Here is a 13,689-nt window from a genome sequence, read left to right on the forward strand (position 1 = left end):
CGGGATTGGGCATTCGGGATTCGGGATTGGTAAAAGCGCCGCTTTGACGAATCCCCAATCCCCACTCCCGAATCCCCGCCTCCGGCATAATCGCCCCATGCACACCCTCACCTTCCGCACCGCCACCGTCGACGATCTCGACGCCATCGCCGCCCTGGTCACCTCGGCCTATCGGGGCGACAGCAGCCGCGTCGGCTGGACCACCGAAGCCGACCTGCTCGACGGCAACCGCATCGATCGCGAGGTGCTGCGCGCCGACATCCTGCGCCCGCGCAGCCTGGTGCTGCTGGCCGAGCGCGACGGCGAGCTGATCGCCTGTGCGCACGTCGCCGACGACGACGGCGCCGGCTATTTCGGCATGTTCTCGGTGCAGCCGCAGGCGCAGGGCAGCGGCCTGGGCAAGACCGTGTTGGCCGAGGCCGAGCGCATCGCCTGGCAGGAATGGCGGTTGCCGCTGATGCGGATGACGGTGATCGACCTGCGCGAGGAACTCATCGCCTTCTACGAGCGCCGCGGCTACCGCCGCACCGGGATCAAGAAGCCGTTTCCCTACGGCGATGCGCGCTTCGGCCAGCCCCGCCGCGACGACCTGCGCTTCGAGGTCCTGGAAAAACCGCTGGGCGGTGCCGCATGAGCGAGACCTGGACCTTCGTCTGCGCCGATGGCGAACTGCTGCCAGGCGAAATGAAGACGGTGTGGGACGAAGTGACCGACACGCCGATCGTGGTGTTCAACTTCGATGGCCAGTTCTATGCGCTGGAAGACCGCTGCAGCCATGAGGACTACGAACTGTCGCCGGGCACCTTCGACCCCGCCGCCGGCAGCATCGAGTGCGTGCTGCATGGCGCCCGCTTCGACGTGCGCGACGGCCGCGCCCTGTGCGCGCCGGCCTACGGTCCGGTACCGAAGTTTCCGGTGAAGGCCGAACACGGCGGCCTGTGGACCCGCGACGACCGCGGCTGAGGTCGCGCGCTTGTTTACTGTCCGTCGTTAGCCGTCCCTTGCCGGATGATCGCGACACCTGCCGCGGTGCTCCCGTTCGCAATGGCCGGACCTGGTCGGCTGATCGGCCGCGCCCCGACCTCCGACGCCACTGCCGATGGCGGCACGAAGACGCACCGCTGCAACTATCCTGAGCGCCCCGGCGCAAGCCGTCGCTCACAAGGAATGCGCATGCGCCCGCTCGCCCTGGTCTTCGCCGCACTGGCCGCTGTCGTGGCACCGCACGCGTCGGCTGCCACCTGGCAACCGACGCCGGGGCACACCCAGGTACCGATCTGGCCAGGCGAGCCACCCGATGCGGTGGCGCTGTCCGGTCCCGAGACGACGACCACGCGGCCCGCGGTCGGCGGCCGTCCCTGGTTGTCCGTGGAGCGGGTCTCCCAGCCGACGATGACCGTGTATCCCCCCAGGGGGCACAACACCGGTGCGGCGGTGGTGGTGTTCCCCGGTGGCGGCTACTGGGTGCTGGCAATGGACCTCGAAGGGACCGAGGTGTGCGACTGGCTCACCGCGCGCGGCATTACCTGCGTGTTGTTGAAGTACCGCGTGCCGGGAGATCGGCAGCAGCCGCAATCGGGCCCCTATCCGAAATCGCCGATGGCGCTGCAGGACGCCCAGCGCACCGTCGGCCTGGTGCGGCAACACGCCGCGCAGTGGCAGATCGATCCGCACAAGATCGGTGTGCTGGGCTTCTCGGCGGGCGGCCACCTGGTGGCGGCGATCAGCACGCATTTCGAGCGACGGCGGTATCCCGCCGTCGACGCCGCGGATGCCCAGAGCTGCCGGCCGGATTTCGCCGTGGCGCTGTATCCGGGGCACCTGTGGATCGACGACGACAAGTTCGAACTCAATCCGGACGTGCCGGTCAGCAAGCACACCCCGCCGACCTTCCTGCTGCAGGCGCAGGACGATCACGTCGATGGCATCAACCAGGCGCTGGTCTACTACATCGCCCTGAAGGACGCCGGGGTGCCGGTGGAAATGCATCTGTATCCCGACGGCGGACACGCGTTCGGACTGCGCCCGACCAAGTTCGCGATCACCCGCTGGCCGGCGCTGGTGGACACCTGGCTGCACACGATCGGGATGACGCCCGACTGAGCGCGGCCGCCAGCAGCACGGCGCCGACACCTGGCGGCGCCGGAGCCGGCTGCGGCACACTGTGCGCCTCCCCCTCGCGAGCGCGCCCATGAAGATCGTCGAAGTCCGCCACCCGCTGGTACAGCACAAGATCGGCCTGTTGCGCGACGCGGCGCTGAGCACCAAGGGCTTCCGCGAGCTGGTCACCGAACTGGGCACCCTGCTCGGCTACGAGGCCACCGCCGATCTGGAGACCGAGACCCACACCATGGCCGGCTGGGCCGGCCCGACCCAGGTGCAGCGCATCGCCGGCGCCAAGATCACCCTGGTGCCAATCCTGCGCGCCGGGCTGGGCATGCTGCCCGGCGTGCTGGCGCTGATTCCTGCGGCACGGGTCAGCGTGGTCGGCCTGCAGCGCGACGAGGAGACGCTGCAACCGGTGCCCTACTTCGAACGCCTCACCGGCCGCTTGGAGGAGCGCGATGCGCTGATTCTGGACCCGATGCTGGCCACCGGCGGCACCCTCATCGCCACCGTGGACATGCTCAAGCGCGCCGGCGCGCGGCGGATCAAGGGCATCTTCCTGGTCGCCGCGCCGGAAGGCCTGCAGGCGCTGCAAGCGGCGCATCCGGACGTGGAGGTGTACACCGCCGCCATCGACGACCATCTCAACGAGAAGGGCTACATCCTGCCGGGCCTGGGCGACGCCGGCGACCGCATCTTCGGCACCCGCCTGGGCTAGGGCGTGTCATCAATCCGCGAGCATGCCGCGCCGCGGCCGCGGATCAGCGCTGCAGCACCTGCAGCGCGGCGCTCACGTATACCAGCGGCGCATTCCAGTTGATCGCCACTTCGTTGGTGGCGTAGCTGCATTCTTTGTCCAGGTACGACAGCGCCGGCAGTGTCGACGTGTAGGCGTGCTTGCATGCATCGGCGTCCTGCTGCCCCGGCTGCGGGCCGCCGACCAGCCATCCCGGCACCGGCGTGGCCACGCCGTCGGCGATGGAGATGCGATGGTGGATGTGCATCGGCGAGCGCGCGCCGATGCCGGTGACGAAGGACATGCCCAGCGGGTTGCGGCCGAGCACGTAGTCCAGCTGCGACTGCGCGGCCTGCAGGTATTCGGGCTTGTGCTGCAGCTGGTAGGCCTGCAGCAGCATCATCGCCTGGTTCATCGCCGTGGCGTTGCTGCCCCAGTGGAAGTCGGCGTCGCGCATCGTCACCCGCCAGGCCGAGCCCTGCCATACCTGCACCAGATGATCGGCCAGGCCCTCGATCTCCTCGGCGATGCGCGCCTGGTCGGCGCGCGGGGTCAGCCGTGCGCGGTGCTGCGCCAGCGACATCCACGCCAGCCCGCCGACCTGGCGCCAGTCGGGCACGCTGGCCGGCACCTTGCGCGCCATCGCCGCCTCGTAGAACGCGTCGTCGGCGGTGGCCAGGTACAGCTCGGTCGCGGCCCAGGCGAACTCGTCGTCGAACTGGGTGTCCTCGTAGGCGCCGGTATGCACGTCGGCCGGTTGCTTGTAGGCCACGTCCGGATGCGCCTGCGCCCAGGCCCAGGCGCGCCGCGAGGCTTCCAGCATGCGCGTGGAGATGCCGCCGAACTGCGCGTCGTACGGTGCGTAGATGCGGCTGGCCTGGGCCATCACCGCGGCGAAGTCGAGCGTGGCCGCGGTGCTCTTCTGCACCACGTAGCGCGGCGCGCGCGCCTGGTCCGGCATCTGCATGCCGGCGAAGTCCAGGTTGGTCAGCTTGTGGTACACGCCACCGTCGTGCGGGTCCTGCATCGCCAGCAGCCACTGCAGGTTCCAGTCGACCTCGCGCAGGATGTCCGGCACGTCGCCGCCGCTGTTCGGAATGCCTTCGGGATGCTTGGCGAAGTAGGCGGGGAACTGCTCGTAGGCGGCCAGCAGGGTGTAGACGGTGATGCCGGAACTGACCACGTACTTGTTGTAGTCGCCGGCGTCGTACCAGCCCTTGGGCGCGGCGATCACGGTGCCGGCCGGGCGCTCCGGCGACGCCGCCGAGGCATGCACCAGCACGTGGTCGTCGGGATGGCCGGCGGCGCGCGCGTGGCGGCCGGCGTAGTCGCCGTCCAGCGCGGTGCTGGCGCGGTTGTAGTAGTAGGCCTTGAGCGCGGCGCGCGACAGCGCGTTGTAGGCGTCCTCGCCGATGGCGAAGCTGTCCGACGGCGGCAGGCCGTCGACCTGCAGGCGATAGCGGCCCGGCGTGCGCAGCGCGGAGAAATCGGCGATGCGCACGGTCTGCTGCGCCGGCGGCCACGCCGCGGCGGCGCCGAGGGTGCCGCGCAGCACCACCTCGTCGCTGTCGGCGCGCGCGATCGAGAACGCGTCGCCGTGGCCGTCCGGCACCACCGCCAGCTTGCTCGCGGCAGGCAGGAAGCCGACCTGGTTCAGGCGGATCGGCGATGGCATGGCGGTGTCGGCATGCGAGGTGCAGCCGCCCAGCAGCAGGCAGGCGAGGAACAGGCAGGACAGGGCATGGGGCAGCTTCATGCGCCGATACTGGCGGGCCATGATGACGGCTGCAAGCGCCACGTTGCGGACGCGCCGGGGGCGGCCCAGGACGCGGCGCGGGACGGCCGCATGCGGCGTTCCTGACAGCGCCGTCAGCGAGGCGTCAGCGTGGGGTCGCCATGCGGCGCCTACGGTGAAGACCTGTTCCCGCTGCCGGCACCGACCCCGTGACCGCCCTGCCCCCACCGCCCGTTTCCCGCCGCCTGGCGCCGCTCGCACCGCTGCTGAGTGTGCTGCTGCTCGGCGGCTGCATGGCCGGCCCGGACTACGTGCGCCCGGCGCCGCCGGCGGGCGCACAGCAGCCGTTCGCCGAGGCCGACGGCCACTGGGCGCCCGCCGCACCGGCTGCGGCCGACCCGGCGGTGGCGTGGTGGACCCGCTATGGCGATCCGCAGCTGAATGCCTTGGTCGAGCAGGCCGATCGCGCCAACCAGACCCTGCGCCAGGCCGAAGCACGCTATCGGCAGGCGCAGGCGCTGGTCGGCAGCGCGCGTGCGGCCGAAGCGCCGACGCTGGGCGTGCAGGCCGCGACCACGCGCGAACGCGCGGCGACTCCCAAACCCGGCCTGCGCACCACCGATACGCTGGGACTGAGCGCCAGTTGGGAACCGGACTTCTGGGGCCGGATCCGACGCAGCGTCGAACAGGCCGGCGACAACGCCCAGGCCAGCGCCGCCGACCTGGCGCAGGCGCGGCTGTCGCTCCAGGCCGCGGTCGTGGCGGATTACCTGCAGTTGCGCTTCGACGACCAGACTCTGGCGCTGTACCAGCGCACCCTGGCCGGCTATCGCGATGCGCTGCAGCTGACCCAGGCGCGGGTCCGCGCCGGGGTCGCCAGCGCCGCCGACGTAGCCGCAGCGGAAGCCACACTGCACAGCGCCGAAGCCGCGTCGACCGATCTGGCGCTGTCGCGGCGGCAACTGGACCACGCGCTGGCCGTGCTGCTGGGCCATACCCCCGCCGAGTTCTCGCTGGCAGCCAGCGACGCGCCGCTGCCGGCGCTACCACCGACGCCGGAGGCCCTGCCCTCGGTGCTGCTGCAACGGCGCCCGGACATCGCCGGCGCCGAACGGCGCATGGCCGCGGCCAACGCCGGCATCGGCATGGCCGTGGCGGCGTGGTTCCCGACCCTGTCGCTGAGCGCCAGCGGCGGCTACGACGGCGCCGGGCTGGCCTCGCTGCTGAGCGTGCCGAACCGGGTCTGGGCGGTGGGCGCGGCGCTGGCCGGCACGCTGTTCGACGGCGGCGCCCGTCACGCGCAGCGCGCGCAGGCGCAAGCCAGCTTCGATGCCGCTGCGGCCAGCTACCGGCAAACCGTGTTGAGCGCGTTCCAGGGCGTGGAGGACCAACTGGCCGCCACGCGCGAACTGGCGCGCGAGGCGCAGCAACAGCGCAGCGCCGCAGATGCCGCGCAGCAGGCCGAACGCGTGCTGATGGACCAGTACCGCGCCGGCACCACGCTGTACAGCGCGGTGATCACCGCCCAGGCCAACGCGCTGGACGCGCAACGCAGCTTGCTGCAGGTGCAATCGCGCCAGTTCGGTGCCCAGGTCGCGCTGCTGGTCGCGCTGGGCGGCGACTGGGACAGCGCCCGTCTTCCCGCCGTGCGCGGCGCCTCGCCGGGCGCCACGCCGGCTCCTGTCGTCCCGGAGTAACCCATGTCCATCGCCGCTCCCACCCGCCCCGCTGATCCGCCAGCGCGCCATGCCGCGCCGCGGCGACGCTGGCCGTTCGTCGTCGCCGCGTTGCTGGTCGTGCTGCTGGTGCTGTGGCTGCGCCCCCGCCACGCGCCCGCCGCCGCCACGCCGCCGGTGCCGGTGACCAGCGCGCCGGTGCTGCGCAAGGACGTGCCGATCCGCCAGACCGGGATCGGCACCGTGCTGCCGATCGCTTCCGTAACCGTGCACTCGCGCATCGACGGGCAGCTGATCGACGTGGGCTTCGGCGAGGGCCAGGACGTCAGGGCCGGGCAGGTGCTGGCGCGGCTGGATCCGCGCACCTACCAGGCGCAACTGGCCGCGGCCACCGCGCAACTGGCCAAGGACCAGGCGCAGTTGGGCAATGCGCAGGCCGACCTGCAGCGCTACACGCAACTGCTGCAGGACAACGCCACCACCCGCCAGACCCTGGACACGCAGAAGGCGCTGGTGACGCAACTTCGCGCCACCCTGCAGAGCGATGAGGCGGCGATCGACAGCGCGCGGGTGCAACTGGACTTCACCACCATCCGCGCGCCGATCGACGGCCGTGCCGGCGCGCGCCTGGTCGATCCAGGCAACATCGTCCACGCCAGCGATGCCGGCGGCCTGGTGGTGCTGAACCAGATCGACCCGATCGCGGTGCAGTTCACCCTGCCGGAAAGCGCGTTCCAGCAGATCAACCGCGCGCTGCATGCCGCGCCGGCCAGCGTGGGCGTGGACGCGGTCGACCACGGCAGCGGACAGGTGCTGGCGCACGGCACGCTGGCCCTGCTCAACAACCAGATCGACACCAGCACCGGCACCATCGCGATGAAGGCGCACTTCCCCAATCCCGGGCACACGCTGTGGCCGGGACAGACCGTGGATGCGCGCATCACCCTGGGCATGCGCGCCGGCGCGCTGGTGGTGCCGAGCGCGGCCGTGCAGCGCAGCCAGGACGGCGAGTTCGTGTACGTGGTCGGCAGCGACGGCAGCGTGCGCGACCAGCCGGTGCAGGTCGTGGACGATGCCAACGGCGAGACGGTGATCGGCCAGGGCCTGCAGGCCGGCCAGCGGGTGGTGGTGGATGGGCAGTACCGGCTGCATCCGGGGGCGAAGGTGGTGGAAGCCAAGCCGGCCAAGCACGCCAGGCCGGCCGCGGCGGGAGCGCACGCGTGAGCGTCTCGGCCGCCTTCATCAAACGCCCCATCGGCACCTCGCTGCTGGCCATGGCGCTGCTGTTGCTGGGCCTGGTGGCCTGGCCGCTGCTGCCGGTGGCGCCGCTGCCGCAGGTCGATTTCCCCACCATCCAGGTCTCGGCCAGCCTGCCCGGCGCCAGCCCGCAGACCATGGCCTCGAACGTGGCGCAGCCGCTGGAGCGGCAGTTGTCGCTGATCCCGGGCCTGAGCCAGATGACCTCGACCAGCGCGCTCGGCTCGACTCAGGTGACGCTGCAGTTCGACCTGGACCGCAACATCGACGCCGCCGCGCTCGACGTGCAGACCGCGATCAACGCCGCGTCCGGGCAGTTGCCGAGCGCGCTGCCGAGCGCGCCGAGCTTCCGCAAGATCAACCCGGCCGAATCGCCCGCGCTGATCCTGGCGGTGCAGTCGCGGGTACTGCCGCTGACCCAGGTCAACGACTACGCCGACAACGTGCTGGCGCAGCAGATCTCGCGCATCTCCGGCGTGGGCCTGGTCAACCTGTACGGCGCGCAGAAGCCGGCGGTCCGCGTGCAGGTGGATCCGGCCAAGCTGGCGGCGCTGGGACTGAGCCTGGAGGACATCCGCGCGGTGATCGCCACCACCACGGTGAACGCGGCCACCGGTTCGATCGACGGCGCGCGCCAGGCCTTCACCGTCTCCACCAACGACCAGTTGCTGCAGAGCCAGGCCTGGAACGACGCCGTGCTGGCCTGGCGCAACGGCGCGCCGATCCGCGTGCGCGACGTCGGCACCGCGGTGGACGGGCCGGAGAACGCCAAGATCGCCGCCTGGGGCTTCGCCGGCGCCGCCGCGCCGGCCGACAGCGGCATCGTCAACGGCCGCGCGATCATGATCGCCATCACCAAGCAGCCCGGCGCCAACGTCATCGACACGGTGGAACAGGTCAAGGCGGCGCTGCCCAAGCTGATGGCGTCGATTCCGCCCAGCGTCAGCGTCAAGATCCTCGCCGACCGCACGCAGAACATCCGCGCCTCGGTCCGCGACGTGGAATTCACCCTGCTGCTGTCGATCGTGCTGGTGGTGGCGGTGATCTTCGTGTTCCTGCGCAGCGCGGTGGTCACCCTGATCCCGAGCCTGACCGTGCCGCTGGCCATCCTCGGTACCGCCGCGCTGATGTACGTGCTCGGCTACAGCCTGGACAACCTGTCACTGATGGGCCTGACCATCGCCGTCGGCTTCGTGGTGGACGATGCCATCGTGATGCTGGAGAACATCTACCGGCACATCGAGGACGGCATGGCGCCGCTGCAGGCGGCACTGCAGGGCGCGGCCGAGATCGGCTTCACCCTGGTCTCGATCTCGGTGTCGCTGGTGGCGGTGTTCATCCCGCTGCTGCTGATGGGCGGCATCGTCGGCCGCCTGTTCCGCGAGTTCGCGGTGACGGTGAGCCTGACCATCCTGGTGTCGTTGCTGGTGTCGCTGACCCTGACCCCGATGCTGTGCGCGCGCCTGCTCAAGCCGCACGCCGAGCAGGCGCAAGGGCGTCTGGCGCGCGCGTTCGAGCGCGGCTTCGAGGCGATGCTGGCGGCGTACCGGCGCGGCCTGGAGACGGTGCTGCGGCACCCGCGGCTGACCCTGGCCAGCTTCCTGCTGACCGTGGCCACCAGCGTGGCGCTGTTCGTGGTGATGCCCAAGGGGTTCTTTCCGCAGCAGGACACCGGCTTCATCTCCGGCACCGCCGATTCGGCGCAGGATTCGTCCTCGGCGGCGATGCGCACGCGCATGCTGCAACTGGCCGACATCATCCGCCGCGATCCGGACGTGCTGTCCTTCGGCATGCAGAGCGGCGCCAGCACCTTCAACTCCGGCACCTTCTCGATCGCGCTCAAGCCCAAGGACGACGGCCGCACCGCCAGCGCCGACCAGGTGATCGCGCGGCTGCGCAAGCGCCTGGCGCACGTGCAGGGCGTCACCCTGTTTATGCAGGCCGGGCAGGACATCAACGTCGGCGGCCGCATGGCCCGCACCCAGTACCAGTACACCCTCACCGACGCCAACCTGGACGAACTCAACACCTGGGCGCCGAAGCTGCTGAAGGCGTTCCGGGCCTTGCCGCAACTGACCGACGTCGCCTCCGACCAGCAGAACGCCGCGCCGATCGCCAGCCTGACCATCGACCGCCAGCGCGCGGCCAGCTTCGGCATCACCCCGCAGCAGATCGACGCGACCATCAACGATGCCATCGGCCAGCGCCAGGTCGCGCAGTACTTCACCCAGCTCAACAGCTACCACGTGGTGCTGGAAGTGACGCCGGCGCTGCAGGGCGATCCGTCGCTGTTCCAGCGGCTGTACCTGACCTCGCCGTTGAACGGCAAGCAGGTGCCACTGTCCACCTTCGCCACGCTCGACACCGGCAAGACCGGCTACCTGTCGGTGAGCCACCAGGGCCAGTTCCCGGCGGTGACCATCTCCTTCAACCTGGCGCCGGGCGCGGCGCTGGGCGATGCGATGGACGCGATCCAGCAGGCCCAGACGCAGCTGCGGGTGCCGGCCACGCTCAGCGGCAGCTTCCAGGGCACGGCGCAGGCGTTCAGCGCCTCGCTGCGCACCCAGCCGTATTTGATCCTGGCGGCGCTGATCGCGGTCTACATCGTGCTCGGCCTGCTCTACGAGAGCTACATCCATCCGCTGACCATCCTCTCCACCCTGCCCTCGGCCGGCGTCGGCGCGCTGCTGATCCTGATGGCCGGCGGCTACGACTTGAGCGTGATCGCGATGATCGGCATCATCCTGCTGATCGGCATCGTCAAGAAGAACGGGATCATGATGGTGGACTTCGCCCTGCATGCCGAACGCGAACGCGGGCTGTCCTCGCGCGATGCGATCTACGAGGCCTGCCTGATGCGCTTCCGGCCGATCATGATGACCACCCTGTGCGCGCTGCTCGGCGGCCTGCCGCTGATGCTCAGCCACGGCGCCGGTTCGGAACTGCGCCGGCCGCTGGGCTATGCGATGGTCGGCGGCTTGCTGCTGTCGCAGCTGCTGACCCTGTTCAGCACGCCGATCGTGTACCTGTACCTGGACCGCCTGCACGGCTGGTACATGCAGCGGCGCCAGGCACGCCGCGCACGCACCGCCGCACCGGGGGCGCTGCAGCCATGAAGGTGCTGATCGTCGAGGACGAGCGCAAGACCGCCGACTACCTGCAGCAGGGGCTGAGCGAACAGGGCTGCACGGTCGACGTGGCCTACGACGGCATCGACGGCCAGCACCTGGCCCTGCACTACGACTTCGACGTGATCGTGCTCGACGCGATGCTGCCGGGCCTGGACGGCTTCGCCATCCTGCGCTCGCTGCGTTCGGTGAAGAGCACGCCGGTGATCATGCTCACCGCGCGCGACAGCGTGGAGGACCGGGTCAAAGGCCTGCGCGAAGGCGCCGACGACTACCTGATCAAGCCCTTCTCCTTCATCGAACTGCTGGCGCGGCTGCAGGTGCTGGCGCGCCGCGGCCGCGCCCAGGAAAGCACCCTGCTGCGCGTGGGCGACCTGCAGATCGACATGATCAGCCGCAAGGCCGTGCGCGGCCGGCAGCGGCTGGACCTGACCGCCAAGGAGTTCGCGCTGCTGGCGACGCTGGCCCGGCACCAGGGCGAGATCCTGTCCAAGACCGCGATTGCGGAAATGGTCTGGGACATGAACTTCGACAGCAACACCAACGTGGTGGAAGTGGCGATCAAGCGCCTGCGCGCCAAGATCGACGTGCCGTTCGACGCGCCGCTGCTGCACACCGTGCGCGGCATGGGCTACGTGCTGGAAGAACGCGAGGACGCGGCCGGGTGAGCGCGCCGGCGCGGCCCTCGATCGCGCTGCGCCTGGCCGGCCTGTTCGCGGCCACCGCGCTGCTCGGCTTCGCCCTGATCGGGCTGGTGTTGCACCAGGTGCTGGAACACGAGTTGCGCCGCCACCAGCGCGAGGAACTGCGTTCGCGCATGGACGCGGTGCAGTACATGCTGGTCAACAGCCGCTCGCCGGACCTGGCCGCGCATGCGCGCACGCGGCTGGCCAGCGTCTCCAGCGCACCGGACCTGCGCTTCTGGCTGTGGAGCGAGGACCCGGCGTTCCGCTACGGGCGTGGCGCCGAAGCGATGGCGCAGGCCACGCGCGGGCGCAGCGGCCTGGTGCGCATCGGCGATCCGCAGGCGCTGGGCATCGCCGACGCGCATCCGCAGGCATGGCAGGCCATCGGCCAGACGCTGCCGGCCACGCCGGTGCGGCCGCCGGTGCAACTGATCGCGGCAATGGACAGCGCGCCGTTCGCGCTGACCCGGCGCCGCTTCGACATCGCCCTGGCGCTGGTCACGCTGGCCGGCACCGCGCTGGTCGGCGCGTTGGGCTATTGGACCGCCAAGCTCGGCCTGCGCCCGGTGCAACGGCTGTCGGCCGATGCCCAGCGCATCGGTCCGCACGACCGGCGGCGCCTGGACCTGCCGCGGTTGCCGCGCGAACTGGAGGACCTGGGCGCGTCGTTGAACGCGGCGTTCGATCGACTCGACGCCGCCTACGCGCAGCAGGAAAGCTTCAATGCCGACGTCGCCCACGAACTGCGCACGCCGCTGGCCAGCCTGATCGGCCAGACCCAGGTGGCGCTGACCCGCCACCGCGACGCCGAGCAGTTGCGCCAGGTGTTGCAGTCGAACCTGGAGGAACTGGAGCGGCTGCGCGCGATCGTCGCCGACATGCTGTTCCTGGCGCGCGCCGAGCAGGGCCAGCGCGCGCGCCAGTGCGAGGATGCGTCGCTGGCCGAGGAGGTCGGCAAGACCGTCGAGTTCTTCGAAGTGCTGCTGGACGAGGCCGGCTTGCGCGTGGAGCTGCGCGGCGATGCGGTCGCCCAGGTCGAGAAGTCGCTGCTGCGGCGCGCGCTGTCCAACCTGCTGCACAACGCGATCCAGCATTCGGCGGGCACCGCGCCGATCGTGGTGGAGATCGTGCAGCGCGGCGGGCAGGCGTTGATCGCCTTCTCCAATCCCAGCGTGGCGCTGGCGCCGGAACATCTGGAGCGCCTGTTCGACCGCTTCTACCGCGGCGACGCTGCCCGCGCCAACAGCCGCGAAAGCCACGGCCTGGGCCTGGCGATCGTCAAGGCGGTGGCGACCATGCACGGCGGGCGCGTGTTCGCGCAGCACCGCGACGGCATCACCACCATCGGCTTTTCGGTGGCGCTGGACGGCGCCACTGCCGGCGCGCTCCCGCACGCCGACTTGCGCTGGTAGCGCCGGAACGCCGCGCTCAGGCGGCGAGCGCGCGCGCCTGCAGCGCCGGCACTTCGTGCGCGGTGACGAAGCGGCCCTTGGGATCGCGCTGCACCTGCGCCAGCGCGCAGTCCGGGTCGTGGGTGAAGAACAGGCGCACGTCGCGCGCCAGCGCGTCTTCCAGGAACGCACGCTTCTCGTCGATCAGCAGCTCGGCGTTGCGGTCGTAGCCCATGGTGATCGGCACGTGCACCCACGACCGGCCCGGGATCAGGTCGGCGCAGAACGCCACCCCGCCGTGCGCCTGGCCGTCCTCGCCGTGGTGGGGGCCGACGATCTCGGCCAGCATCAGCCCCGGCGTGTGGCCGTCGCTGAAACGGAATCGCACCGCCTCGCCGAGGGCGCGCGAGTAGTCGCCCTCGACCAGTTCCAGGCGGCCGCTGGCCTCGAGCAGGCCCGGCAGTTCCGGGATGAAGCTGGCGCGGTCGCGCGGATGCGGGTGCAGCGCGCGCTGCCAGTGCGCCGCACCGACCAGGAACTGCGCGTTGGGGAACAGCAGCTCCGGCGCGGCGCCTTCGCGGTACGGCGCCAGCAGGCCGCCGGCGTGATCGAAGTGCAGATGGCTCAGCACCACCACGTCGATGTCGGTATGCGCAAAGCCCGCAGCCTGCAGCGAATCCAGCAGCACGTGCCGCGCCTCCTGCACGCCGTAGCGCTCGCGCAGCGCCGGCGGGAAGAACGCGCCGATGCCGGTCTCGAACAACACCGTCTTGCCGGCCAGCGGGCTGGCCAGCAGCGCGCGGCAGGCCAGCGCGATGCGGTTGCCGTCGTCGGGCGCGGCCCACTGTTGCCACATCGCCTTGGGCGCGTTGCCGAACATCGCGCCACCGTCAAGTTTCTGCGAGTTGCCTTGGATGGACCAGAGCTTCATGAGCGGGGATTCGGGAGTGGGGAGTGGGGATTCGCAGAAGCGG

Annotated in this window: 11 protein-coding genes; 9 read left to right on the top strand and 2 right to left on the bottom strand. The window is 70.8% G+C overall.

Annotation, left to right across the window (positions count from 1 at the left end):
• Positions 1–97 precede the first annotated feature (97 nt).
• The 4 genes from GGR66_RS14465 (at position 98) to upp (ending at position 2,824) form a co-directional block, all read left to right on the top strand.
• Complete coding sequence (locus GGR66_RS14465) at positions 98–634, top strand: GNAT family N-acetyltransferase (RefSeq protein WP_160970018.1); 537 nt, start codon at positions 98–100, stop codon at positions 632–634.
• Positions 631–963 carry a non-heme iron oxygenase ferredoxin subunit gene (locus GGR66_RS14470; protein ID WP_167087568.1) on the top strand — a complete coding sequence of 111 codons (333 nt, stop codon included), beginning with the start codon at positions 631–633 and terminating at the stop codon, positions 961–963. Before GGR66_RS14465 ends, GGR66_RS14470 begins: the two co-directional genes overlap by 4 nt.
• 210 nt (positions 964–1,173) lie before the next feature.
• On the top strand, positions 1,174–2,103 hold the full coding sequence (locus GGR66_RS14475) for an alpha/beta hydrolase (RefSeq protein ID WP_184448709.1): 930 nt from the start codon (positions 1,174–1,176) through the stop codon (positions 2,101–2,103).
• 88 nt (positions 2,104–2,191) lie between these two features.
• Positions 2,192–2,824, top strand: a complete 633-nt coding sequence (gene upp / locus GGR66_RS14480; RefSeq protein WP_184448710.1) for a uracil phosphoribosyltransferase — start codon at positions 2,192–2,194, stop codon at positions 2,822–2,824.
• Positions 2,825–2,867: 43 nt separating this feature from the next.
• On the opposite strand, the gene GGR66_RS14485 is transcribed toward upp, so the two are convergent.
• Positions 2,868–4,598, bottom strand: coding sequence for a glycoside hydrolase family 9 protein (locus tag GGR66_RS14485; RefSeq protein ID WP_326521019.1), 1,731 nt, complete (start codon positions 4,596–4,598; stop codon positions 2,868–2,870).
• A 188-nt stretch (positions 4,599–4,786) separates the two neighbouring features.
• Between GGR66_RS14485 and GGR66_RS14490 the strand changes: the two genes are divergently transcribed.
• Genes GGR66_RS14490 through GGR66_RS14510 form a run of 5 tightly spaced genes read left to right on the top strand, consistent with a single transcriptional unit; the run spans position 4,787 to position 12,736 of the window.
• Positions 4,787–6,274: an efflux transporter outer membrane subunit gene (locus GGR66_RS14490; protein ID WP_221236448.1), complete on the top strand. Its 1,488-nt coding sequence runs from the start codon at positions 4,787–4,789 to the stop codon at positions 6,272–6,274.
• Positions 6,275–6,277: 3 nt separating this feature from the next.
• Positions 6,278–7,477: an efflux RND transporter periplasmic adaptor subunit gene (locus GGR66_RS14495; RefSeq protein ID WP_184448711.1), complete on the top strand. Its 1,200-nt coding sequence runs from the start codon at positions 6,278–6,280 to the stop codon at positions 7,475–7,477.
• Positions 7,474–10,626, top strand: coding sequence for an efflux RND transporter permease subunit (locus GGR66_RS14500; protein WP_184448712.1), 3,153 nt, complete (start codon positions 7,474–7,476; stop codon positions 10,624–10,626). The genes GGR66_RS14495 and GGR66_RS14500 overlap by 4 nt, the downstream gene beginning before the upstream one ends.
• A complete protein-coding gene (locus GGR66_RS14505) occupies positions 10,623–11,306 on the top strand; it encodes a heavy metal response regulator transcription factor (RefSeq protein ID WP_184448713.1) in 684 nt (227 codons plus the stop codon). The genes GGR66_RS14500 and GGR66_RS14505 overlap by 4 nt, the downstream gene beginning before the upstream one ends.
• Positions 11,303–12,736: a heavy metal sensor histidine kinase gene (locus tag GGR66_RS14510; protein WP_184448714.1), complete on the top strand. Its 1,434-nt coding sequence runs from the start codon at positions 11,303–11,305 to the stop codon at positions 12,734–12,736. Before GGR66_RS14505 ends, GGR66_RS14510 begins: the two co-directional genes overlap by 4 nt.
• A 16-nt stretch (positions 12,737–12,752) precedes the next feature.
• Here the strand turns inward: GGR66_RS14510 and GGR66_RS14515 are convergent, their stop codons facing one another.
• The gene (locus tag GGR66_RS14515; protein WP_184448715.1) at positions 12,753–13,646 is read right to left on the bottom strand and encodes an MBL fold metallo-hydrolase; all 894 of its coding nucleotides are present in this window, start codon (positions 13,644–13,646) and stop codon (positions 12,753–12,755) included.
• Positions 13,647–13,689: the final 43 nt, after the last annotated feature.

The sequence above is a fragment of the Xanthomonas sp. 3498 genome, assembly GCF_014199795.1.
In the GTDB taxonomy this organism is placed as follows: domain Bacteria; phylum Pseudomonadota; class Gammaproteobacteria; order Xanthomonadales; family Xanthomonadaceae; genus Xanthomonas_A; species Xanthomonas_A rydalmerensis.

Coding starts and splice junctions, on each gene's coding strand:
- GGR66_RS14465 (WP_160970018.1), top strand. CDS start 98: ATGCACACCCTCACCTTCCGCACCGCCACCGTCGACGATCTCGACGCC.
- GGR66_RS14470 (WP_167087568.1), top strand. CDS start 631: ATGAGCGAGACCTGGACCTTCGTCTGCGCCGATGGCGAACTGCTGCCA.
- GGR66_RS14475 (WP_184448709.1), top strand. CDS start 1,174: ATGCGCCCGCTCGCCCTGGTCTTCGCCGCACTGGCCGCTGTCGTGGCA.
- upp (WP_184448710.1), top strand. CDS start 2,192: ATGAAGATCGTCGAAGTCCGCCACCCGCTGGTACAGCACAAGATCGGC.
- GGR66_RS14485 (WP_326521019.1), bottom strand. CDS start 4,598: ATGAAGCTGCCCCATGCCCTGTCCTGCCTGTTCCTCGCCTGCCTGCTG.
- GGR66_RS14495 (WP_184448711.1), top strand. CDS start 6,278: ATGTCCATCGCCGCTCCCACCCGCCCCGCTGATCCGCCAGCGCGCCAT.
- GGR66_RS14505 (WP_184448713.1), top strand. CDS start 10,623: ATGAAGGTGCTGATCGTCGAGGACGAGCGCAAGACCGCCGACTACCTG.
- GGR66_RS14515 (WP_184448715.1), bottom strand. CDS start 13,646: ATGAAGCTCTGGTCCATCCAAGGCAACTCGCAGAAACTTGACGGTGGC.